The organism is Marinifilum sp. N1E240, assembly GCF_009295825.1.
GTDB lineage: Bacteria > Bacteroidota > Bacteroidia > Bacteroidales > Marinifilaceae > Marinifilum_A > Marinifilum_A sediminis.
The window spans coordinates 1-23,457 of record NZ_WHKF01000007.1 but is presented as its reverse complement, the minus strand read 5'-3'; the positions used below and the strand labels follow the sequence as shown (position 1 = coordinate 23,457).

The window sequence follows — 23,457 nt, the reverse complement described above, 5'->3', positions numbered from 1 at the left end:
AATATGGTTAATTTGGTTAATTGGAAATAACAAACTCACAATTAAAAATTTACGAATTATTATGTTGTTGCCCAAAATCGATATCCCTGATTTTATTTACCTCCATTTTTTGTGGATAAACACATCTTTTTTCAGGACGAAAATTTCATTTTAATTTTTTATAAATATTACTCTAATAATAGCACAATCAGGGAATTATAGCCTGTCAATAAAGATCACTCAATTTAGTAAAAGCTTTTGGAATAAGCATCATTTTTTTTTCAACAAAAACATTTAGTTTAGTTGATAACCTCAATTTTTTTAAAATTACTACGAACGGAAAAAGCCGGTTTACAACCGGCTTTTTGATGTTTATTTTTTGTACGAATCTATTTTTTTGAGAAAAAATCGTACAATCTGTGCTCAATTTGTGTTGATAAACGGAACATGACTGGAGCAATAATCAATGTTAAGAACGTTGCTACTGTCAATCCAAAAATTACTGTCCACGACATAGGTCCCCAAAATGCAGTACTATCGCTACCGAAGGATAAATGAGGATTAAATTCACTTAGTAAGGTGGTAAAATCGAAATTCATACCAACTGCTAGAGGAAATAATCCCAATACGGTTGTAATTGCAGTAAGCATAACAGGACGTAAACGAGTTTTACCTGCTTGTGCAATACAATCAATCTCTTCTGCCGAACTCAAATATTTACGTTCGCTCATATCTGTATCTTCAATCTTTCTTTTTCTTAAAAGATCTATGTAATCAACCAATACAATACCGTTATTTACTACAATTCCAGCTAATGAGATAATTCCAATACCTGTCATTAGAATTACAAATGGCATTTGGAAAATACCCAATCCAAGGAAAACACCAATGGTACTAAAAAGAACCGTTATCATGATGATTAATGGCTTAATTGCCGAGTTGAATTGTGATACAAGGATTAAAGTAATTAATGCCAAAGCAATTAATAGTGCTTGAGTAAGGAAAGCTTGCGTTTCTTCCTGTTCTTCCTGCTCGCCGGTAAGTTTGTAAGAATAACCTTTAGGCATTTCAAAATCAGCTAACAATTCGCGAATTCGTGTATTGATGATATTAGCATTAAAACCTTCTTTTACATTAGAGTAAATGGTAACAACACGAGTATTTTCGATACGATTGATTCTTTCGTAAGTCGATCCATATTTGTAATTGGCAACCGATGAAATGGGAACTTGAACCATTTGGTTACTTATCGGGCTCATCACACTAATTTTTTGATTCATTAGTGCAGGAACATCATATCTGTATTTGTCATTCAAACGTAACATGATATCATACTCATCCTCTCCATCTTTAAATTTGGAAACTTCCAATCCGTAAAGAGAATTTCTTAATGCTCTTGCAACTTGATTTGTTGACAAACCAAAACGACGAACCTTATCTCTGTCAATATTGATTAGCATTTCAGGTTTACCCTGATCCAAATCTAATTTTAGTTCTTCAACACCTGCGATTCTATCTTCATCAAGCATTTGTTTTACTCTATTAGCTTGAATTAATAGTTTTTCAAAATCATCGCCTGCCACCTCAACATTAATTGGATAACCAACAGGAGGTCCCTGATCATCTTTCTCAACAAATATTTTAGCGCCAATAAATCCATTAAAATTGTTGGTGAGTTCCTGCATTATTTCAGAAGTACTTACTCCATTTCGTTCTTTAAATTCGACGAATGAAATGGTAGTTAATGATTTATTTGCAGCACGATCTGATGAAAACATTCCACCTTTACCAGAACCCACATTGGTTGAAATGGAACGAATGATTCCCATAAATGGATACATTGTTTTGTTCACAATATATTCAACTTTTTGAGTTGTTTCGTTGGTTTTATGAATATCTGTTCCTAAAGGCAATTCCATGGTTACATATATCGACTTTGGATCGTTATCCGGGAAAAATACAAAAAGAGGATTTGTTTTAAAGTAAAAAGAAATTGAGCCAATCATTAATAGGAATGTTCCCGCAAAAAATAGGAATGGACGAATTCCTTTTAAGGCGAAACGCAATGTTCTTTCATATCTGTTTTCCATAACCACCAGAAAAACGGTTTGAAACCAGCGTGCAAATGGTTTTAAAATTGCCAGATTCAATAGTATAATTATTCCAATTGTAGCTAGTAGATTCGCCATTAAGTAGGTTTCCAATGCACCAAACATCTTCATTAAATAAAATGGCAAAGAAACAATTAGGAAAGCTGACGCAATAATGATGAACTTTTTCTTATTCATTTTTTTATTTACGTCATCAATCTTAACAAAACTAGCTGTAAAAACAGGATTTAATATTAAAGCTACAAATAGTGATGATGCCAATACAATTATCAGAGTAATTGGAAGATATTTCATGAACTCACCCATAATTCCACTCCACATTAATAGTGGGAAAAATGCAGCAAGAGTTGTTGCCGTTGATGAAATAATAGGACCGGCAATTTCACTTACACCTTTTTTAGTAGCTTCCAGTTTTGATAAACCTTCTTCGTGCAATCGATAAACATTTTCGACTACCACAATGGCATTATCAACCAACATACCAAGAGCCAAAATCAGTGAGAATAGAATCATCTGATTTACAGTATAGCCAATTTGGTTTAAGATGATAAACGAAATTAACATCGACATCGGAATTGCTAGACCTGAAAATAAAGCATTTCTCAAGCCCATAAACAGGTACAATACAATAATTACCAATAGCATCCCCATGATAATGGAATTCTCTAAATCGGCAACTTGTCCTCTTACATCTTCCGAAGTATCATCAGTAACTGTAACTATCAACCCTCTTGGTAGTGCACCATTTTCTTTTTCCTGAGAAATAATATTGTAAATTTCATCGGTAGCAGCCAAAAGGTTTTCACCTGATTTTTTGGTGATTGATAAAGAAACTACAGGATGATTGTTTAATCTTGATATAGATGAAAGTTCCTCATACCCATCTTCAACCTCCGCAACATCTTTAAGATATACAACTCTACCATTTGTAACTTTAACAATGGTATTTTCAATTTGCTGCATGTTGGTGTAATCGGCACTTGTACGAATACTTCTTCGTGTGTTATCCGTAATTAAAGTTCCAGCACTTACCGTTACATTTTCATCCCCAATGGCAAGTTCGATATCATGAAAAGTAACTCCATTGGCTTCCATTTTATGTAAATCGGCGTTGATTTTGATTTCTCTTTCATCAATACCTTTTATATCCGCTTCAGAAACTTCTGGAAGAGATTCGAATTTGTCTTGCAATTCTTCAGCAAACTCCTTCAAATCATCCAATCCAAAATCACCCGAAAGGTTTACATTAAGAATTGGGAAATCTGCAAAGTCAACATCTTCAACTATAGGATCCGTATCCAAATCATCAGGCAATTCACTTAAGGATTTATCAACCTTATCCTTAGTGTCTTGCAGAGCTTGTTTTACAGGGATATCCGTATTAAACTCAACCACAATTAAACTCATGTCTTCGTATGAAGCAGAACTTAATTTCTTTACACCTTTTAATGATTTTAATTCCTTTTCAATTGGTCGTGTCACCAAATTCTCGATATCAATAGGAGAGTTTCCTGGATAAGGAGTAGATACCATGATATTTGGAATCACAACTTCAGGGAAATATTCCCTAGGCATACTTTGGTACGAGAACCAACCAAATACTATCAGAATAAAAGTCAGAATAAAAATGGAATTCTTGTTCTTTAAAGCTCCGAAGGTTGGTTTAAACTGCCGTTGCTGATTTTCGGCAAGTATATTGTCTTTTGTATTATCCATAATTTCTTCGAATTATTTGGTGTTGATAAGCGTTCCGTTTACAACCTGAGCAAAACCTTCGGTAATAATTTTATCTCCTAAGTTTAAACCTGATTCAACCATTGATTTGTTGTTGTAGGTTTTTGATACATTGATGTAGGTTTTTTTAGCTACAAAATGTTTTCCTTCCTTTTTCGCCAGGTACAAGTAGTTTCCTTCAAAATCTTTTTTAATTAGGATTGAAGGTACCACCATTGCATTATCAACCTCATAATCTTTGATTTTCATGATAGAAATCAGGTTTGGTTTGATCTGGTGATTTGAATTGTTTAGGTTAATTCTAACCTTAAAACTTCTGTTTCCAGGATCAATAACATTCGAAGTACGATAGATAGGAGCGGATGTAGAGAAACCAATTGCCGGGAAATCCAATAGCACAACTGCACCAGATTTGATATAGTTAAGATAAGATTCAGAAACATCGCCTTCTACGTATACTTTATCGATATTTACCAATTGAGCAAAAGGAATAGATGGACCAGCCAATTCACCTTTCTTTTGATGAATTTCATCTACTATACCATTAAATGGAGCGGTAATAATTGCCATATCCTTTTGTGCCTGCAATGCTTCAAGGTTTCTTTCTAATGATTCCTTATTTGCTTTGGTTTGTAAATACTCAATCTCGGAACCAATTTTTTGCTTCCAAAGTCTTTCTTGTCTTTCAAAAATAGTTGTAGACAAATCAAGATTGGTTTTTACCTCGTCAATTGTTCGCTGAATTTGAGAAGTATTCAGTCTTCCTAATACATCACCTTTTTTTACTTTTTGTCCTTCAACGACATCAATAGAAATGATATTTCCTCCAGTTTCTGGTGTAATAGTGATATTTTTATCAGCTTCAACATTACCTGTAATTTGAATGTAATGCTCAAACTTCGAAGATTTCAATTCCTCAACTACAACATTTATGGTTTGCTCGTCACCACTTTCGTTTTTAATTTCAGTTTCAAGAGCCGAAATCTTCTTTTTTAAAACTGCAAATTCAGTTTTGTATTTTTTAAGTTGTTCTTCTTTGTTCAAATCTTTTTCCGCATCTTTTGCAGAACACGCAAACAAGAGTGGAATTATACCTGCTATGATTAACTTTTTCATTTTAGTATTTTTTGTAGGATGTTTTATTTATAGTTTACCCAATGCTTTTTGGAATGCTATTTTCGAATTCAATAACTGTAATGTTGAGTTTATATAGTTCGAATGTGAATCCAAATATTGTTTTTCATTCTCTGAAAGTTCGGTACTTGTAGAGATACCTTCATTGAATTTGATTCTTGTTCTGTCGTAAATTCTTTTCGCAATTTCGGAACCTTCACGATCGTTTTCATATTTTTCTTGCGCATTCAGTAAGTTAGAAAACGAAATACTTAAATCTTTTTTCAGATTTTGTTCTGTCATCTGAAGATCATTTTCTAAAGCCATATATTCTATTTTTTGTTGCTTTACTTTTGATCTTCTTTTACCTGCTGAAAAAATTGGCATGCTGACCTTAACACCTAAAACAGAAGAATTAAACCAGGGAACGTTTGATTTGAAAATATTTGAATCATCGGCACTAGCGTTCTTACTATAAGTGTAAAATGCTGAGATATTTGGTAAATAATCAGCCTGCTCATTTTTTATCAATAAATCCTGAGCTTTTAGGTTTGTTGTCATGATTTTATAATCGATATGATTGCTTACATCATAACTCGAAATTACAGGTGTTTCTGTTCTTAAAGGATCAACTAAGTTGTTTAATGAATTTGTTAACTCAATTTTATCATCAACATCAACCCCCATAGTAAATTTTAAAACTATTAAGGATGTACGAATCGCTCTTTTGGCATCTGCTAATTGAGTTTTAGAGTTGTTTAAATTCAAACGGATCTGATCAACATCTAACTCTTCACGAAAGCCATTTTGGAAGTATGCATCAGTTTCTTTCAATAACTTTTTGTTGATATCTAGGTTTTCCTTTATGGTTTTATAATTTTCTTCAGCTACCAACACAGTGTAATAAGCTTGAGCAACCGCATCTTTTATTTCAATCTCCGATTTTTCTTTTTGATCTTTTGATAATTGAAGATATACTTTTGCTGCCATGGTTCCAACAATATACGATCCATCAAATATTTTCTGATTGACTGTTACACCAGCAGAACTACTATATCGCTGAGCAAACGAAACGAACATTGGTTCATTAGAGGTTGGTTCTCCACTCATAGCTCTAATTACATTTGCGAATTCAATTGGTAGGGGAGATTTAGTCAATTTTAAATTATTAGAATAATCTGCATTAAAATCAATTTGTGGTAAACCGTCAGCAATGGTTTCCCAAACCTTCTTTTTTGCAACTTGTAAGTCATAGTCGGTACCTTTTACCGAGTATGAGTTTTCCAAAGCATATGCTTGTGCTTCGGTTAAAGTGAAATTAATTTTAGTCTCGTTTTGTGCTAATAGCAAATTACTAAAACCAAAATAAATCACCAGTATTAGTAGGATGTTTTTCATTGGTAATGATCTATTTAAATTTATTTTTAAAATATTTTATTCCTTCTTTGGTACAAATTCCATGTAAATGATACATGGTTAATTCTCGATGCATATCAGCATTAAATACTTCATCATCGTTGAACACCTGATATTCTGTTATGGATAGGTTTAAATAGAAACTAACCAGATTTTTACTTATAAAATCGATGTTTAGTTCAGATCTATAGAATCCTTCTTTAACTCCTTTTTTTAGGTTGGTTAGCAATTCATTTTGAAAGCCAATTATTTTTTCCTGTTTGAAATTATTCCATATTTCAGGGTAGTATTTCTTTAAATCGTAATCTAAAGAATCACAGCGTAGCTTAATTCTCTCATTTACAAATTTGAAGAATTCAAAATATTGATCAAGTGCATTCATTTCTTTTAATTCATCTGAATTGAAAGAGAATTCAGGATTTTGTCTTTCCCATTCGCATGCTTGAGTAACCAATTCTTTTTTGTTTGGAAAGTGTTGATATAGAGTTTTTTTAGATATGCCTAATTTTGAAGCAATATCATCCATCGTCACACTTTTAATACCATATTGGAAAAACATTTCCCAGATGTTCATTAAAATCTTTTCCTTTTGCTCATTCATATTGCAAATATACATGAAGAAAAAACTTTGGAAACTTTAACCGTATTAAAAGTTTCCAATTCTGTGTTAAATTTTGTTAACATTAGTTTTGTGCGAGTGTGAATTTTCAACCAATAGTAAAAGTATACCGATAAAAACATATTGTATCAGGTAATTAGGTAACTGTTTTAATTTTATCGGTAAATGGCGTTTAAATCTCGATTTTAATATTTGAAGAGAATTATTTTATCTCTAATAATAAAATGGTTTATTTCGTGTTAGTTATTAAAAGCGTTACAAATGAAGAAAGAACTTGTTTTATTGCTAGTATTGATATTTTCATGTTCACTTATATATGGACAGGTTCCTTTAGTGGGAGGAGAAAGAATTGATTATTATAGTACCTGGACCGAACGAGGAGCTAAAGTGGTTCCAATGGGCGAAGTTCACTTGAGTGCACTTGCCATAAGCAGATATGGTAACTATCCTAAAACAGAGATCAATTCGCAATTGCTGTTGTTTCCTTTTGCGCCTAATATTGGTTTTAAACATCAGTGGATAGGTAAAAATACCATACTATCAAGTCAGCATACTTTTTATTATCCAACTCTTGGCTTGAAGTGGATGCAAAATAGCGGCTTTAAAGATCAGATTTCTGAATCTGCTGATGTTCCTTATATCTTCACTTTTCGAAATGAGTTGATACTAAGTCATATTTTGAATCCACAGCCGGCAGATTGCTTTGTTCGCATCCCCGATTTAATAGTAACGGGTCGTATAGGCTTCGATTTTTCTTTAAAATCGGGTGATGATAACCTTCCTTTAGTGGATTATCACTTTTTATATCATCGAACGGCTTCTTATTATAAGAATCAGAAACTGTATTTTGCTGGATTGGAGTTGGCAGGAAATGTGTATCGAAATTTCAATTTTTCAATAAATGCTGATTATTACAATATTGATTTTAATGGAGAATGGGCAGTTGAGAGTCAAGGGAAAATACATTGGCATAAAAACAGTCGCTTATCTATATCGGCAGGATACAAGATGTACTATTTAGATAGCAATTATGGAACTCAGTTTTTAGCAACACCTGTTATCGATTTGGTTTTTAAACTCAACCATCGAACAAAACTACAAAATGGTTTGTTTAAAAAATAAGCCGATCTGAAAAGACCGGCTTACCATTTTACTCGTGGTACAAACTTGTGTATAAGTATCGTTTAATATTTCGTTTAGGAGTTTTCTTAAATTCTTCAGGAAACAAAATTATTCTTGAAATTTTCATATAGGCAGGAAAATCTTTATTAATTATTTGTTTGTCTTTTTCCAATGCCGCCTGAATTTCATCTCTTGTTAAGCCTTCGGCATCACACGATTCATAATCCGGGTATATTAAGGCAATTAGCTTGTGATCTTTGTCATCAGTAACAATTGATTCCTGAATAAAAGGCATGTTATTTAATCTGGCTTCAATTTCTTCAGGATAAATATTTTGTCCAGATGGACCTAAAAGCATGTTTTTGCTTCTTCCTTTTATATAGATGGTATCATCCTGATCGATTACTCCCAAATCGCCGGTTTTTAACCAACCATCTTTGCTTAAAGCTTCAGCTGTGGCATCAGAATTTTTGTAATAACCTTGCATTACATTATCTCCTTTCACCTGAATTTCACCTACAACATTAAATGGATCTTTCGAATCTATTCTTACCTGCATTCTATCTACCACCTTCCCACACGAGTGAGATTGGAACTGATTACTTGGGCTGTAGCTAATTAATGGACCACACTCGGTCATTCCATACCCGATAGTAAATGGAAATTCAATTTTTTTAAGAAAATCTTCCACTTCCTTACTTAGTGCTGCACCACCAATAATTACTTCAATAAAATTCCCACCAAAGGTTTCAATCAGTGAAGTTCTTATTTTTTTGTAGATCTTCTTTTCTAACAAAGGAATTTTAAGCATCAGCTTTACTCTACGACTTTCAAGAACAGGAAGTATTCGTTTTTTATATATTTTTTCCATAATTAATGGAACCAAACAAATCAAACGGGGTTTTACCTCCTGAAATGCCTTGGTAATTAATTGTGGAGTTGGAACTCGTGATAAGAAAACAACATGGCAGCCACAACAAAATTCAGTTAAGAATTCGAACATGCATCCAAATACATGAGCCAATGGTAAAAATGATACGATCTTATCTTCTGGACGAAGATCAATATAATCGAATCCTATTTGTACGTTAGAATACAAACATCTGAAAGAAAGCATTACACCTTTCGAGAAACCTGATGTTCCTGAAGTATAAGATAAAACAGCAGTATCATCTTCTTTAGGATCTGCATATTTTAAATTATCTATGTCAATAGCACTTGCTTCTGATTTTTCGCTAGCAACTTTGTGAGCTTTAACCAGCTTTTCGCATGATGAACAAAGAACTTCAAATGCGCCAAGAGAAAGAATTCCCTTTAACTTTTTCATTTTGCTATCATCAATCTTATTAAAGATGTTTTCGGTGGAAAAAAGAAGTTTGGATTCCGAATGATTGACGATATGATGTATATCACTAGAATTAAAATCAGGAAGAATGGGAACAATTATAGCTCCATAAGTGATAGTTCCCAAATAAGTAACTGCCCAATTGTTCATGTTACGACCTATAACCGCAACTTTATCTCCTTTTTTTATTCCTAACTCTTTAAAAAGTAGATGTATCCAATGTATGCGTTGGGCAACTTCAGCGTAAGTGATTGTATCTTTTTGGTAATTCGTAAAAGCCGGAAGTTCTCGGTTTTTCTGTATTGTTTGCTGTATCGATTGTACTAACTTGTTTTGAATCATTAATTTACTAGGTTGATGCGACCGTTAAAGATAATAATCTTGACAAGAAAACATAAACTACACAAAGTCAATTTTGTTTAAAATTAGGCAAAGCTCTAGAAAATCAGTCAATTAATATCCTTATAAGATTCTTGAAAAAAGTAAGTAATTGAGAATTGACTTGATTAAAATTGACTTTTTGTTCACTAATTTTTCTGAATATCTGGATAATAAGTAAAGAATTAAATCCAATTTTATATTTTTGTAGCCTTGTTGTCTGATTTAAAGATCAAATAACAATTATTATCTCATTAAGTAATAATAAAAATGGAACAGAAAAGAATTAAGATCAAAGATCTGTTGGTTTCAAGTGAAATTGGCAGTACGGTGAATGTGAAAGGATGGGTTAGAACAAAGCGAGGTAACAAGCAAATTAATTTTGTGGCTTTAAATGATGGTTCTACTATTCAAAATCTTCAGATTGTTGTTGATGTTCCTAATTTTAATGAGGAGGAATTAAGAAAAATAACTACAGGTGCAGCCATTTCTGTTGATGGAGAGGTGATTGAATCACAAGGTAGTGGACAATCAGTTGAGATTGCAGCTAAAAATATTGAAGTTTTAGGTGTTGCGGACCCTGAAAAATATCCTTTACAGCCAAAGAAACACTCTTTGGAGTTTTTAAGAGAGAAAGCACACTTGCGTTTTCGTACCAATACCTTTAGTGCAGTATTTCGTATTCGTCATGCTATGGCTTATGCTGTTCACGAATTCTTCAATAAAAAAGGATTCTTTTACATGCACACACCTTTAATTACAGGTTCGGATGCCGAAGGTGCAGGCGAAATGTTTAGAGTTTCAACATTAGATGCTAAAAATCCACCTTTAAACGAAGATGGTAGCATTAATTATAAAGAAGATTTCTTCGGAAAAGAGACAAACCTTACGGTTTCTGGACAGTTAGAAGGTGAATTGGGAGCGATGGCTTTGGGTGAGATTTACACTTTTGGTCCTACTTTTCGCGCCGAAAATTCAAATACAACTCGTCACTTGGCTGAGTTCTGGATGATTGAACCAGAAATGGCTTTCTATGATATTACTGATAACATGGATTTGGCTGAAGAATTCTTAAAGTATATGATTAAATATGCTTTATATAACTGCATGGAAGATCTTCAATTCTTAAGCAAGAGATTGCAGGAAGAGGAAAAAGGGAAGAAAGCAGAAGATCGTTCAATGGAATTGATAGAGAAATTGAAGTTTGTATTGGAAGACGATTTTGTTCGTTTGACTTATACAGAAGCAATTGAGATTCTTCGTAACTCTAAGCCAAACAAGAAGAAGAAATTCCAATACCTAATTGAAGGTTGGGGAGCTGATCTTCAGTCGGAACACGAGCGTTATTTGGTTGAAAAGAAATTTAAGAAACCAGTTATCCTGATTGATTATCCGAAAGAAATCAAGTCGTTCTATATGAAACAGAATGATGATGGAAAAACTGTTGCCGCAATGGATATCTTGTTCCCAGGAATTGGTGAAATTGTTGGAGGATCGCAACGTGAGGAAGATTTGGACAAATTGGTAACTCGTATGACTGAGATGGGAGTTCCTGCTGATGAAATGGATTGGTATTTAGATACTAGAAGATTTGGATCGGCTACTCACTCTGGTTTCGGATTAGGATTTGAAAGAATGATGTTATTTGTTACCGGAATGGGTAATATTCGTGATGTAATTCCTTTCCCAAGAACCCCTAAGAATGCTGAATTTTAAAATGAAATTCTAAATCTCAATTTTCAGATGAGAATATATTGAGATGATTATAATATTTGATAAACCGTGTCACGCAAGTGATGCGGTTTTTTTATTTGCACTTAAGGCTTTTAGATTTATGTTTTCTTTTTGTTCATTTTCACTTTCTCCTTTTTTACTTTTGGCTTGATGTTTGTAAGTTCAGCGCAGATTATGTACCTTGCTTCATCTTAAAAAAAGAACAGAATTCGTATGTTAAAGCAAAGTTTACAGCAAAAATTATTACAGAAATTATCACCTCAACAAATACAGGTGATAAAGTTGTTGGAGCTTCCTACTTTGCAACTCGAGGAAAGAATTAAGAAGGAGTTGGAAGAAAATCCTGTTCTCGAAGAAGGAGGAAACGAAGAAGAATATCAGGAAAGTAGTCAAACAGAGGATACAGCGGAACCAGATTCTGATAGAGAAGAGTTTACTTTGGAAGATTACATGAATGATGAAGATGTTCCTTCTTATAAATTATCTGCACAAAATTATTCGAAAGATGATAAACATGAAGAAATTCCTTTTTCGGGAGGAACTACCTTTCATGAATTATTGATTTCACAATTGGGACTTCGAATTTTATCTCCTGAAGATGCTGCCTTAACCGAATATCTTATCGGGAATATCGATGAAGATGGATATTTGAGAAGAGATATCGATAATATTGTTGATGATTTGGCATTTTCAACGGGAGTTGAAACTTCTTTTGAGCAATTGGTTGAACTGTTGAGAGTAATTCAGGATTTTGACCCTGCAGGCGTTGGTGCTCGAGACTTACAGGAATGTTTGTTGTTGCAGATACAAAGAAAAGGAAAGCACAACCCAGATGTAAAATTGGCTCAACTAATTTTAAAGAAACATTTCGAAGAATTTACGAAAAAGCATTACGATAAAATACAGAGGCGTGTAAATGCGAGTGATGAAGATTTTAAATGTGCCATTGATGAAATATTAAAGTTGAATCCTAAACCAGGATCGGCTTTTAACAATCCAATGGTAAAAGCTTCGCCAACCATTATTCCGGATTTTATTCTGGAAGAGGAAGATGGTGACCTTCGTTTAAGTTTGAATGCTAGAAATGTACCTGAACTTCACATTAGTCGATCCTATTCGGAAATGTTGCAGGATTATTCTGGAAATAAGAAGAATCAATCGAAGGATAAGAAGGATGCGGTAATGTTTGTCAAGCAAAAATTGGATTCTGCAAAATGGTTTATCGATGCGATTAAGCAGCGACAAAATACTTTGCTGGTTAGTATGAATGCAATTATCGATTTTCAGCGTGCTTACTTTATGGAAGGTGATGAAAAGAAATTAAAGCCAATGATTTTGAAAGATATTGCAGATATCACTGGTTTAGATATATCAACCATTTCGAGAGTTTCCAATTCGAAATACATCCAAACGCATTTTGGAATCTTCTCACTAAAATATTTTTTCTCAGAAGGTATGCAAACCGATTCTGGTGAAGAAGTTTCTACACGAGAAATTAAGAAGATATTGCAGGAATGTGTTGATAATGAAGACAAGAAAAAGCCATTAACTGATGATAAGTTGGCTGCAATATTAAAAGAGAAATCATATCAGATTGCCCGTAGAACAGTAGCCAAATACCGAGAGCAATTGAATATTCCGGTGGCTCGCTTAAGAAAAGAACTATAAATTTTGTTAAAGAATAAAGAACTTGGTGCAAAGACAATTATCTTTGCACCTTTGTTTTATATAAGTATGAACCTTACTGATACTTAATTCTGAATTATCAGGTTGACCCAAGAATAAAAGAATATGAATCTTTCAAGAATAATTTCTGGAGTAGCACACCCTATGTTGATGCCTCTTTATTCAATCTTTATTGTATTTCATTCAGGAACTTATTTAGATTATACACCACCTCAACTAATAAGAGTAATTTATTTAATTGTGGCAATATCAACAATATTATTGCCGGTAAGTGTATTGCCATTGCTAAAAGCTCAAAAATTAGTGTCTGATTATGGATTGGATAACAAAAGAGAAAGAATAATACCTCTTGCATTGTCGATTATTTTTTATGCATTGGGATTTTATTTACTAATGAAATTCCCAATTACAAGAGTTGTAGCTCATTTACAGTTGGCTGCAATTATTTCTATTGCTGTTATTGCTGGTATTTCTACAAAATGGAAAGTGAGCATTCACATGGCAGGAATAGGTGGTTTTCTTGGAATGATAATGGCTTTTTCAATTCTATTCTCAAGTTCGTTGCGCATGTATTTTATTGCAGGAATTTTAATGGCTGGTTTGTTGGCTTATTCCCGCTTAAAATTAAACCTGCACACTCCTTCTCAGGTATATGCAGGTTTTGTTTTAGGTTTTACTATTATTTTTTCTACTCTCTTACTAATGTAAGGTTACTGACGTAACAACCACAAGTCGGGTTTTTTATTCAGTTTACGCAGTCGCTTTAATTCTTTTACAGCCGATTCTTTATTGTTGAAAGATTGCAGAACTACTCTATACTTACCATTTTTTTCTAAAACAATTGAAGGATATCCTTTTTGGTAGAGTCTACTTTTAAAATTATCCGCTTGCTTTTTGTAGTTGTAGCTTGCAGCTACAATATGGTAATCAAATATCTTTCTGTTTTGGGCAATTTGTTCATTTGTTAATTTAGGCTCCGGTTTTTCTGGAGGTGGAGTAAGTTCAGGAACTTGTCGTTTCGCAGTTTGCGCTACAACATTTTCTTTGTTTACTGTGGTTACCGATTTTTTATCATTACAGGATATCAGTAATAGAAAAACCGGGATGAGTAAATAAATCAATTTTGCCATACCTAATTATCGTTTGATATAAAGCCAAGTATCTTTATGCTCTTCTGTTGAGCGGACATTCTTTAATTCTTCGAATGCTAACTTTCTATTCGAGAAACCTTTGTAGGAAACACGATAGAATCCGTTAGTTGCGTTGTGAACTTCTGATACATATCCTTCTGTTTTCAATTTATTTTGAAGCTTATCAGCATTTGATTGCTTTTCGAAACTGGCAACTATCAGAAAATATTTATTAGACACCTTTTCAACAACAGGTTCTAATTTCTTTTTTGCTACAGGCTTAGCTGCAGGTTTTTTAACTTCTTTTTTCTTTGCAACTTTTTCGGTTGTCGCTTTCTTCTTTACAGTTTTAGCTTCTTCTTTACACGAACTTAGCCCTACTGATACAATCAGAACACACAAAAGAAGAATTTTAGATAGATTACTCATAGCCTTCACATTAATATAATATTAACAAATTTACAATTTTATTACTGATTTGAAGAATACTTTGTTTATTTGTTACAAGCTTCAAAAAATACATAAATAGCTATGGTAATTATTGAAGCTGATAATATTCTTATCAGAAAAATACTAAATTCTTACTTTACTGGCCTAATGTTCTTGTAAATAATATATTTTTTTTTGATATGAATGATTCCAAATTGGATAAAGATCATAAGTAGAATCGAAAACCATCAAATTAACTATAGAATATTAATTGATAAAATTATTTAGAGTATGAAAACAATTGCTTTGGTAGCCCATAATGAGAAGAAAAGTGTAATGTTGGCTTGGGTGAAAAGACATAAGGACGAATTAAAAAAGCACAAATTGATCGGAACTACAAATACATCTGAAATTTTAAATTCCGTGCTGGATCTGGAAGTTGAGCCTTTTGGTCACGGTCCTAATGGAGGAGATATTCTTTTAGCTGCACAAATTCTGGAAGGAAAGGTAGATGAAGTGATATTTTTAATTGATGCTGAAACTCCGCATGGGCATGAACACGATATTCAAACCTTGATTAGAACTTGTGTTCTGAATAACGTACCAATGGCTTTAAATGTAGCAACAGCTGATTATTTGGTAAAGCTAAATAAATCAGAAAAATAGGATTGTTAACGTTAAATTAACACAAACGTAACAAAACTGAAACATTTTCTTCTCCATGTGTTAGTATGTTTGTCTCGAATTTACGAACTTAATAACATGGAGAACTTTTACTTACTAATTGTGGTGGTGCTATTTGCATTAGCCATAAGTGATCTTATTGTTGGCGTTAGTAACGACGCTGTGAACTTCCTAAACTCTGCTTTTGGTTCTAAAGCTGCCCCTCGTTATGTGATAATGATTATTGCCAGCTTGGGAATTTTAGTTGGAGCAACCTTTTCAAGCGGTATGATGGAAGTGGCCCGAAAAGGGATTTTTCATCCCGATCAATTCTACTTTGCCGAGATCATGATTATTTTTGTTGCGGTAATGCTAACAGATATTATACTGTTGGATTTTTACAATACCGTAGGTCTGCCAACATCAACTACAGTATCAATTGTATTTGAATTGTTAGGTGCAGCAGTTGCGGTTGCCGTAGTTAAAATAATGAACTCTGCAGATCAATCCTTACTCGATTTGGGAAATTACATTAACTCTGCTAAGGCGCTAGCCATTATAACGGGTATTTTACTTAGTGTTGTAATTGCGTTCTTATCAGGTTCGCTTGTTCAATGGGTTACCCGACTAATTTTCACCTATAAGTATGAAAAGTCATTTAAATACTTTGGTGCTATTTTTGGAGGATTTGCGATTACTGCAATTACGTATTTCATTTTAATTAAAGGTGCAAAGGGTTCTTCTTTTATTGATAAAGATACTCTTGCATGGATCAAATCGAATACTTTTACAATTATTGCAGTGTGTTTTATTGGATGGACAGTGATATTACAATTGTTAGTATGGTTTGTTCGATTAAATATACTTAGAGTAATTGTATTGGTTGGTACATTTGCCTTAGCTATGGCTTTTGCAGGTAACGACTTGGTTAACTTTATTGGTGTGCCATTGGCAGGTTTCAAATCGTTCCAGGCATTTGCAGCTAATCCGGGCGCAGATCCTTATGGCATGACCATGGGAATTCTTAGCGCAAAAGTACAAACAGAAACTTACTTGTTGATTATTGCAGGTGTTGTGATGACTGTTACTTTATGGTTTTCAAAAAAAGCCAGAACAGTTACCGAGACTGAAATTGGCTTGAGTAGCCAAAATGAGGGAGATGAAAAATTTGGATCATCATTCTTTGCTCGTTTATTGGTTCGTCGTTCATTATCAGCGAATAGCAATTTTAAGCGCATGATGCCAGCTACTATTCAGCAAGGAATAGCGAATAGATTTAATAAACCAGAGGAAGTTGTGATTCCGGGAGTTGATCCTAAGGATAAACCAGCTTTCGATATGATCCGAGCATCAGTTAATCTTACCGTAGCAAGTATCCTTATTTCTATAGGTACATCATTAAAATTACCATTATCTACAACCTATGTTACATTTATGGTGGCTATGGGTACTTCCTTATCAGATAGAGCTTGGGGTAGAGATTCTGCTGTATATCGTATTACAGGTGTATTAACTGTTATTGGTGGTTGGTTTTTTACAGCTTTTTCAGCCTTTACAGCGGCATTTATTTTTGCAAATCTGATAAATTGGTTAGGCGGTTTTGCAATTCTTGGATTGTTAACTCTTGCTATAATCTTTGTGGTTCGTTCGCATGTTTTCCATAAGAGAAAATCTAAAGCTAAGGAAGAAGTAAGCGAGGAAGATGATACAATTATTATAAAAGGTGGAATTTTTGAGCAGTTGACTTTTGCAGTTTCAGGTATCACAGTTAAGATTCCAAATTTGTATGGAAAAATAATTAATGGACTTGCTTTTGAAGAACGTGCAAAATTGAAAGAATGCAATAAAAAAGCTGGTAAGTTAGATAAGGAGGCAAAATCGATTAAAGATCAGGTTCCTTTGATGATGAAAAAGTTAAGCGACGATAGCATTGCTACTGGACCTTTCTACGTTCAATTGATTGACTACTTGCGTGAGATTGCTCACTCAATGAGTTTTATCGCTGGACCAGCATTTGACTATGTTGATAATAATCACAAAACTTTAATAACAGAGCAGGTTAATGAACTGAATACAATCCAAACTAAACTGGATGATTTTTTCAGAACTATCAATCGCATATTAAAAGAGAGTAGTTATGATGTTGCTGAAATAGAGAAAGCTTTTGCTAAGCAGAAAAGCTTGTTGACATCGATTCGCAAGTTCAGAAAAGAACAAATTCGTAGAATTAAAGCCGAGAAAGTAGGTACTAGAAATTCTGTACTCTATTTAGGAATTCTGAATGAAACTAAGAATTTAACCTTGCATGCGGGTAATCTATTAAAGGCATCTAGAGATTTTTCAGGGTTTAGTGGAGAAGACGAAACTTCAGATGATGAAATTTCTACAGAAGATTAATTTTAATGCATACCTTATAAAAGCAAAGCCGATACTAATATGTATCGGCTTTTGTTTTACCATCAAGTATAGATCTTCAATCTATTTTCCTACTCAATATTCCTTCGGGCAAAAATGCTTTATTGAATTCTTTCTGATTCGTTTCAACATACTTTTTAAAACTCTCAGAATTCTCAAATTTGAGTTCAAAATTATCTTTCGACAAATACATTAATTTATATCTGTTACCTGATATTTCTTTTAATCGGTATATCATATAGCTTGATTCTGCATCTGGACCCAAAAATATAAGATTAAAATAATTGTCTTTTTTTATTTGTGTAGAGAACATTCTTAAATTTAATACCGATTCAATATATTCTGATGAGTCAGCAAATTCATACAATTGCACAAGGTATTCGTGATGATTAAAAGCCATAACATTCAAAAAGCCTGAAGTTTCATTTTCTTTTTTCTCATCAGAAAGTATCCATTCACCAAGAAACGATTCTTCAACTGCTGATTTTTCTGGTAGTCCAAGAGGAGTGGCAGATTCGTAATGACTGCATGAAGCAAGAATGAAAATTGTAAATATTGGTAGCAATAGTCTTTTCATATCCTTAAGATTTTAATTGCAAAATGTCGTATAGTTCTGCCATACCAACACTTGCGATTTCATTAATAAAGGTAATATTGCGATTCGATTGAATTTTGGGTTGATTTGGATCTATAATATATATAGGAACTCCGCTGGGAACATAGTCAATTAATCCAGCAGCAGGATAAACATTCATCGAGGTTCCTATTATAAGGAACAAATCAGCTTGTGCGACAATTTCAGCAGCTTCCAAAATGGCAGGAACACTTTCTCCAAACCAAACAATATGAGGGCGCAGTGGAGATCCCTTTTCACAAGTATCATTTAGGCTCAATTCCCATTTATCCAATTCATATATCAAGCTTGAATCTACAGTACTTCTGGCTTTTTTCAATTCGCCGTGCAGATGAAGAATTTTCGAACTACCAGCTCGTTCATGTAAATCATCTACATTTTGAGTTATAATATGGATATCGAAGTGATCTTCAAGTTCAGCCAAAAGCTGATGTCCCTGGTTGGGTTTACTCTCAAATAATTTTTTTCGCCTTTCGTTGTAAAATTGGTGAACCAAATTAGGATTATTTCTCCAAGCATCTGGGCTGGCAACTTCCATCACATCATACTGATTCCATAATCCTCCCATATCCCGAAAGGTTTTAATTCCGCTCTCGGCACTCATTCCTGCACCACTTAACACAACGAGTTTCTTCATTACATCTAGTTTAAAAGTTTTTTAAAATCCTTGCTTAAGAAGCTATCGGTTTGCTTGTTTTTAATCATGTGATAATCAAAATAGTAAATTTTTGCATCATCTGCACCAATAATAACCTTAAAACACCTTGCCTTTTTAGTAGTTTTTTCTGGTCCAACTTTGTGCAGAAAAACTACATCCCGATCTTTATTACTTATGGCATTTTCTATTTCATCGGAACTTACAATCTTAACCCTGCCCGAATACAGTTTTTTGATTTTCGATAAAGATTTTGCATCCTTAGGAAGATCTTTTTGTGTGATGTACAAGATTTTGTTTTTGATTTCACCCATGTTTTTATTGTAGAACTTCAATATATTTTTTGAAATTACAGAAGGATAATCGCTAATAAACGAAACATGATTTTGAATAAAACGAGTTAATGATTCCATTTTGTATAGGTAACTTTCTTCATCAACATCCAGATATGAAAGTGGAATAGAGCATAGATCTGTCATATCAGTAATGTCTGTGGCAGTTCCTCCCATTAGCAGACTCAAAAAATTATATTCCGCTTTGGTTTTGTCTTTATTAAAAGTAACAATGCTAGTTACCAAAAAAGAGTATTCCGGATTCAATTTTTTCTGTTCAAATTCTTTATTGCTTATAAAATCATATTCCGTTAATTTCCAGTTCTTTTGGATCGCATTTTTTATTTTAGAATTGTAGTCTGAAAAAGGAGAATCTTCCAATACAATAAGAGTTTTAGTTTTGTAAAACTTCTTATAATCATTGGCTGTTGGTAGAGATTCTTGCGAATATCCCTGATATCTAATGAAAAAGAAAAGAATTCCTGCTACAGCTCCTTTTAGGAAGTATGATTTTGCTCCAATTGACTTCATATGTTTTCTATGTGTATGCTTAATTAAATTTACTCAATAATTTTTCATTATTCTAACGTTCCAGTTAGTCATTCCATTGTTTGGAGCTAGTGATTTCTTGTGATTTGTGATATTGTAAAAAATCAAAATTTTAAATTCTACTATTCTTTCGATCTTTTTCAATCTTGTTTCCTATTTTTGTTGATATGATTGATCAGTCAACAGTAACACGAATATTCGATGCATCGGAGATATCCGATGTTGTATCTGATTTCGTGACTCTTAAAAAACGCGGCGTTAACTATTTGGGATTGTGTCCATTCCATAACGAAAAAACACCATCTTTTACAGTTTCTCCAGCTAAAGGCATATACAAATGTTTTGGTTGTGGAAAAGGTGGGAATTCTGTGAACTTTATAATGGAGCACGAACATCTCGATTATGTAGGAGCTTTAAAATACCTTGCAAAAAAATATCATATCGATGTAGTTGAGCAAGAATTATCGCCTGAGCAAGAAAAACAGAAGAACGATCGCGAAAGTATGATGATTGTAAATTCTTTTGCTCAGAAATCTTTTTCTCACAATCTGTATCAGCATCAGCAAGGAATGGCTGTTGGGATGAGTTATCTGCGAGAACGAGGATTTCGTGACGATATTATTAAAAAATTCGAACTTGGATTTTGTTTGGAAGATTGGGAAGCTTTTTCGAAACAGGCTACCAATAGTGGATATAAAAGGGAGTATCTGGTTAAAACCGGATTAAGTATAGATAAGGAGAATCGTTTACTCGATCGATTTAGAGGTCGTGTTATTTTTCCTATTCATGGAATTGCAGGAAGAGTCTTGGCTTTCGGTGGTAGAATTCTGAAAAATGATAAGAAAGCGGCCAAATATTTAAATTCACCAGAATCTGAAGTATACCATAAAAGTAGAGTTCTTTATGGAATTTTTCAGGCAAAAAAGTCCATTGTTCAAAACGATAAATGCTTTTTGGTTGAAGGTTATACCGATGTTTTATCCTTTCATCAGGCAGGAATCGAGAATGTGGTTGCCTCTTCGGGTACGGCTTTAACGCCAGATCAAATTCGATTGATAAAGCGTTTTACGAATAATGTTACCATTATATACGATGGCGATACTGCAGGAATAAAAGCATCTCTTCGAGGAATCGATCTGATTTTGGAACAAGAGGTGAACGCAAAAGTATTGCTATTACCAGAAGGTGAAGATCCTGATTCCTTCTCTAGAACTATGGGAGCTTCTGATTTGATTGATTATATTGATAGAAATGAAAGCGATTTTATTCTTTTTAAAGCCAAATTACTTTTAGATGATGCTAAAGGAGATCCTGTAAAAAGAGCAAATTTAATTGTTGATATTCTAAGATCTATAGAGAAGATGTCTCCTCCAACAAGACCTCCGTACATTAAGGAGTGCAGTAGGATATTAAATGTGGATGAAAGAACTTTGTATTCTGAATTGAATAAAACTGAAAAGAAAAGAAGAGAAAGTGGAACTGTAGCAGAAATAAAAGAGCTGGGCAGTTTTGAAAAATCCCGAATTAAAGATCTCGCGAATGCTTGTGATACGGAAGAAAGAGCTCTTGTAAGTTTACTCTTAAATTTCGATTCAGAGGTTCTGTTTAAGGAAACCGATGAAAATGGACAAGAGTTAATTACTAAGGTTGGTTCGTTTATTATCTCAGAACTGCAAAAAGATGAGCTGGAATCGGTGGATCCATTGTATAAATTAGTTTTCGATCTTTACGGATCTAATATGGATAAGGAGAGTTTTAATGCTAAAACGTTCTTTCGTGATCATAGCAACGAAAAAGTCAGTCAGTTAGCCGCCGATATCTTAAGTGAACCCTACGAAGAAAGTAAAATATGGTCCAAAAATGGGAGTTATGTCGAATCTATTCTTGAGAAATTAAAGGATTTGGTTCCTAAGATGGTTAACGAATACAAAGGAAAAAAAGTGAGAATCTTAATGAAAGAAGTTCTTCAGGAAATGCAAAAAGCTCAGGAGACTGGCGATTCAGCTAAAATGATGGAACTGATGCAACAGAAAATGGTTCTCGATCAAATTAAAAATGCAATTTCCAAAGAATTGGGAAACCGTACGATTCTCTAAATCTCAATTCTTATATCAAAATATCAAAAAAAATGAAAACTGTATTTATAGAAGGCAAAGAGCAAATAGAAGAAATAATTCGTTCTTGCGATATTTGCAACCTGGGAGTTGTCGATGCTGAAAACAAACCTTATGTAGTACCTATGAATTTTGGATATTACGATGAATATATCTATTTGCATGGTGCCGATTTCGGTAAATTAATAGATTGCATGAAGGCTAAGCCTGAAGTCTGCATTACCTTTTGTACTCCGCCCGAATTGGCATATCAGGATGTGCACATAGCATGCAGCTATCGTATGAAAGGAAAAAGTGTGGTTGCTCGTGGTAAGATTGAGTTTATCACCGATTACGATCAAAAGGTGGATGCTTTAAATATATTAATGGGACAATACACCGATAAGAAATTTACATACAACTCGCCAGCGGTAAGGAATGTTGAGGTGTATAGATTAAAGCCAGAGGAATTAACGGCAAAGGAATTCGGAGCTCCTCACGGTAATAATTTCCCTTGGCAAGTAGAGCGTGACAAAAAGAAATCTCAAAAAGATTTATAATATATCTAAGCTTTCTCATTTCGAGAAGGCTTTTTTTATTTAGGGCGTTTCCCTATCGGGTCAGGATTTTCGCTACGACTCAACACAATTCCTCATTACTTCGTTAATTGTGTCGGGTAACCGCTTCAATCCTTAACGCAAGCTAGCAATCAGTATTACTTTTATATTTCATTAACAGTTTTTCAGAATGCTTAACTCATTTATATTCTATTTTTGAAATGACATAAGAACATAGTTTCATTTCATTAGGTTAGAAAATGATTGAATAAGTCCGGGTTTGCTATTAATAGCGACCGGACTTATTTTTACCGAAAATTTTCAATCAGGTTACCAGAGTGTTAGGTTTAGTTTAAGAAATATTTTACTATTTGATTAGGAATAGTGGAATTACTTGCGTTATCTTTGCACCCGCTTTACAACGGTAGAGTGTTTGAATTTTGAGGAAATAAGTTAGCGATAACGGAATTAAAATTCGGCTTTAAATTTTTTGAATTTTTTTCAGGTTTGCATTAGGAAATGAGGAATTAAATTCTTTATCTTTGCAGCCGCTTTTAGAGTGAGAAGATCTTGTGGAGCACTAGTATTTGTAAGGCTTTGACAAGTATTCGATCTCAAAAAAAAAGTTCAAAAAAGTTTTGCAATTGTAGATGTATTTTATTTATCTTTGCAGCCGCTCTTCTAGCGAGGGGAGTTTGAAAAAAGTGAAATTCTGGGGTGATGATTTAGGTTTTGAGTTTAAAAATCTTTTTTAAAATTATTT

The 23,457-nt window shown here is 33.5% G+C and carries 18 protein-coding genes; 8 read left to right on the top strand and 10 right to left on the bottom strand.

The window, feature by feature from the left end; all coding sequences use genetic code 11:
• Positions 1 to 368 precede the first annotated feature (368 nt).
• Genes GCQ56_RS15775 through GCQ56_RS15760 form a run of 4 tightly spaced genes read right to left on the bottom strand, consistent with a single transcriptional unit; the run spans position 369 to position 6,969 of the window.
• On the bottom strand, positions 369 to 3,806 hold the full coding sequence (locus GCQ56_RS15775; protein WP_152735500.1) for an efflux RND transporter permease subunit: 3,438 nt from the start codon (positions 3,804 to 3,806) through the stop codon (positions 369 to 371).
• A gap of 12 nt (positions 3,807 to 3,818) precedes the next feature.
• The gene (locus GCQ56_RS15770) at positions 3,819 to 4,940 is read right to left on the bottom strand and encodes an efflux RND transporter periplasmic adaptor subunit (protein ID WP_152735499.1); all 1,122 of its coding nucleotides are present in this window, start codon (positions 4,938 to 4,940) and stop codon (positions 3,819 to 3,821) included.
• Between the two features lie 27 nt (positions 4,941 to 4,967).
• Positions 4,968 to 6,335 (bottom strand): TolC family protein, encoded by a 1,368-nt coding sequence (locus tag GCQ56_RS15765; RefSeq protein ID WP_152735498.1) that lies wholly within the window; start codon positions 6,333 to 6,335, stop codon positions 4,968 to 4,970.
• 10 nt (positions 6,336 to 6,345) lie between these two features.
• Positions 6,346 to 6,969: a TetR/AcrR family transcriptional regulator gene (locus tag GCQ56_RS15760; protein WP_152735497.1), complete on the bottom strand. Its 624-nt coding sequence runs from the start codon at positions 6,967 to 6,969 to the stop codon at positions 6,346 to 6,348.
• Between the two features lie 264 nt (positions 6,970 to 7,233).
• Between GCQ56_RS15760 and GCQ56_RS15755 the strand changes: the two genes are divergently transcribed.
• Entirely contained in the window at positions 7,234 to 8,094 is an 861-nt protein-coding gene (locus GCQ56_RS15755; RefSeq protein ID WP_152735496.1) for a hypothetical protein, read from the top strand.
• 28 nt (positions 8,095 to 8,122) lie between these two features.
• On the opposite strand, the gene GCQ56_RS15750 is transcribed toward GCQ56_RS15755, so the two are convergent.
• On the bottom strand, positions 8,123 to 9,781 hold the full coding sequence (locus GCQ56_RS15750) for an AMP-binding protein (RefSeq protein WP_152735495.1): 1,659 nt from the start codon (positions 9,779 to 9,781) through the stop codon (positions 8,123 to 8,125).
• Between the two features lie 306 nt (positions 9,782 to 10,087).
• Here GCQ56_RS15750 and asnS point away from each other — a divergent pair, with 306 nt between their 5' ends.
• From asnS to GCQ56_RS15735, 3 genes are all read left to right on the top strand, one after another.
• Positions 10,088 to 11,533 (top strand): asparagine--tRNA ligase, encoded by a 1,446-nt coding sequence (asnS, locus tag GCQ56_RS15745; RefSeq protein ID WP_152735494.1) that lies wholly within the window; start codon positions 10,088 to 10,090, stop codon positions 11,531 to 11,533.
• A gap of 231 nt (positions 11,534 to 11,764) precedes the next feature.
• The gene (gene rpoN, locus GCQ56_RS15740) at positions 11,765 to 13,219 is read left to right on the top strand and encodes an RNA polymerase factor sigma-54 (RefSeq protein ID WP_152735493.1); all 1,455 of its coding nucleotides are present in this window, start codon (positions 11,765 to 11,767) and stop codon (positions 13,217 to 13,219) included.
• Between the two features lie 123 nt (positions 13,220 to 13,342).
• Positions 13,343 to 13,945, top strand: a complete 603-nt coding sequence (locus GCQ56_RS15735; RefSeq protein WP_152735492.1) for a hypothetical protein — start codon at positions 13,343 to 13,345, stop codon at positions 13,943 to 13,945.
• 2 nt (positions 13,946 to 13,947) lie between these two features.
• On the opposite strand, the gene GCQ56_RS15730 is transcribed toward GCQ56_RS15735, so the two are convergent.
• Entirely contained in the window at positions 13,948 to 14,367 is a 420-nt protein-coding gene (locus tag GCQ56_RS15730; RefSeq protein ID WP_152735491.1) for an SPOR domain-containing protein, read from the bottom strand.
• 6 nt (positions 14,368 to 14,373) lie between these two features.
• Positions 14,374 to 14,796: an SPOR domain-containing protein gene (locus tag GCQ56_RS15725; protein ID WP_152735490.1), complete on the bottom strand. Its 423-nt coding sequence runs from the start codon at positions 14,794 to 14,796 to the stop codon at positions 14,374 to 14,376.
• Between the two features lie 291 nt (positions 14,797 to 15,087).
• Here GCQ56_RS15725 and GCQ56_RS15720 point away from each other — a divergent pair, with 291 nt between their 5' ends.
• Both GCQ56_RS15720 and GCQ56_RS15715 read left to right on the top strand, forming a co-directional pair.
• Positions 15,088 to 15,462 carry a methylglyoxal synthase gene (locus GCQ56_RS15720; RefSeq protein WP_152735489.1) on the top strand — a complete coding sequence of 125 codons (375 nt, stop codon included), beginning with the start codon at positions 15,088 to 15,090 and terminating at the stop codon, positions 15,460 to 15,462.
• Positions 15,463 to 15,558: 96 nt separating this feature from the next.
• Positions 15,559 to 17,856: an inorganic phosphate transporter gene (locus GCQ56_RS15715; RefSeq protein ID WP_152735488.1), complete on the top strand. Its 2,298-nt coding sequence runs from the start codon at positions 15,559 to 15,561 to the stop codon at positions 17,854 to 17,856.
• Positions 17,857 to 17,932: 76 nt separating this feature from the next.
• On the opposite strand, the gene GCQ56_RS15710 is transcribed toward GCQ56_RS15715, so the two are convergent.
• The 3 genes from GCQ56_RS15710 to GCQ56_RS15700 are packed head-to-tail and all read right to left on the bottom strand — an operon-like array spanning position 17,933 to position 20,026.
• A complete protein-coding gene (locus GCQ56_RS15710) occupies positions 17,933 to 18,451 on the bottom strand; it encodes a hypothetical protein (protein ID WP_152735487.1) in 519 nt (172 codons plus the stop codon).
• A gap of 4 nt (positions 18,452 to 18,455) precedes the next feature.
• Positions 18,456 to 19,145, bottom strand: coding sequence for an NAD-dependent deacylase (locus GCQ56_RS15705; RefSeq protein ID WP_152735486.1), 690 nt, complete (start codon positions 19,143 to 19,145; stop codon positions 18,456 to 18,458).
• 5 nt (positions 19,146 to 19,150) lie between these two features.
• A complete protein-coding gene (locus GCQ56_RS15700; protein ID WP_152735485.1) occupies positions 19,151 to 20,026 on the bottom strand; it encodes a hypothetical protein in 876 nt (291 codons plus the stop codon).
• A 185-nt stretch (positions 20,027 to 20,211) separates the two neighbouring features.
• On the opposite strand from GCQ56_RS15700, the gene dnaG reads away from it, so the two are divergent.
• Positions 20,212 to 22,140: a DNA primase gene (gene dnaG / locus GCQ56_RS15695; protein WP_152735484.1), complete on the top strand. Its 1,929-nt coding sequence runs from the start codon at positions 20,212 to 20,214 to the stop codon at positions 22,138 to 22,140.
• 32 nt (positions 22,141 to 22,172) lie between these two features.
• The gene (locus tag GCQ56_RS15690) at positions 22,173 to 22,697 is read left to right on the top strand and encodes a pyridoxamine 5'-phosphate oxidase family protein (RefSeq protein WP_152735483.1); all 525 of its coding nucleotides are present in this window, start codon (positions 22,173 to 22,175) and stop codon (positions 22,695 to 22,697) included.
• Positions 22,698 to 23,457 lie beyond the last annotated feature (760 nt).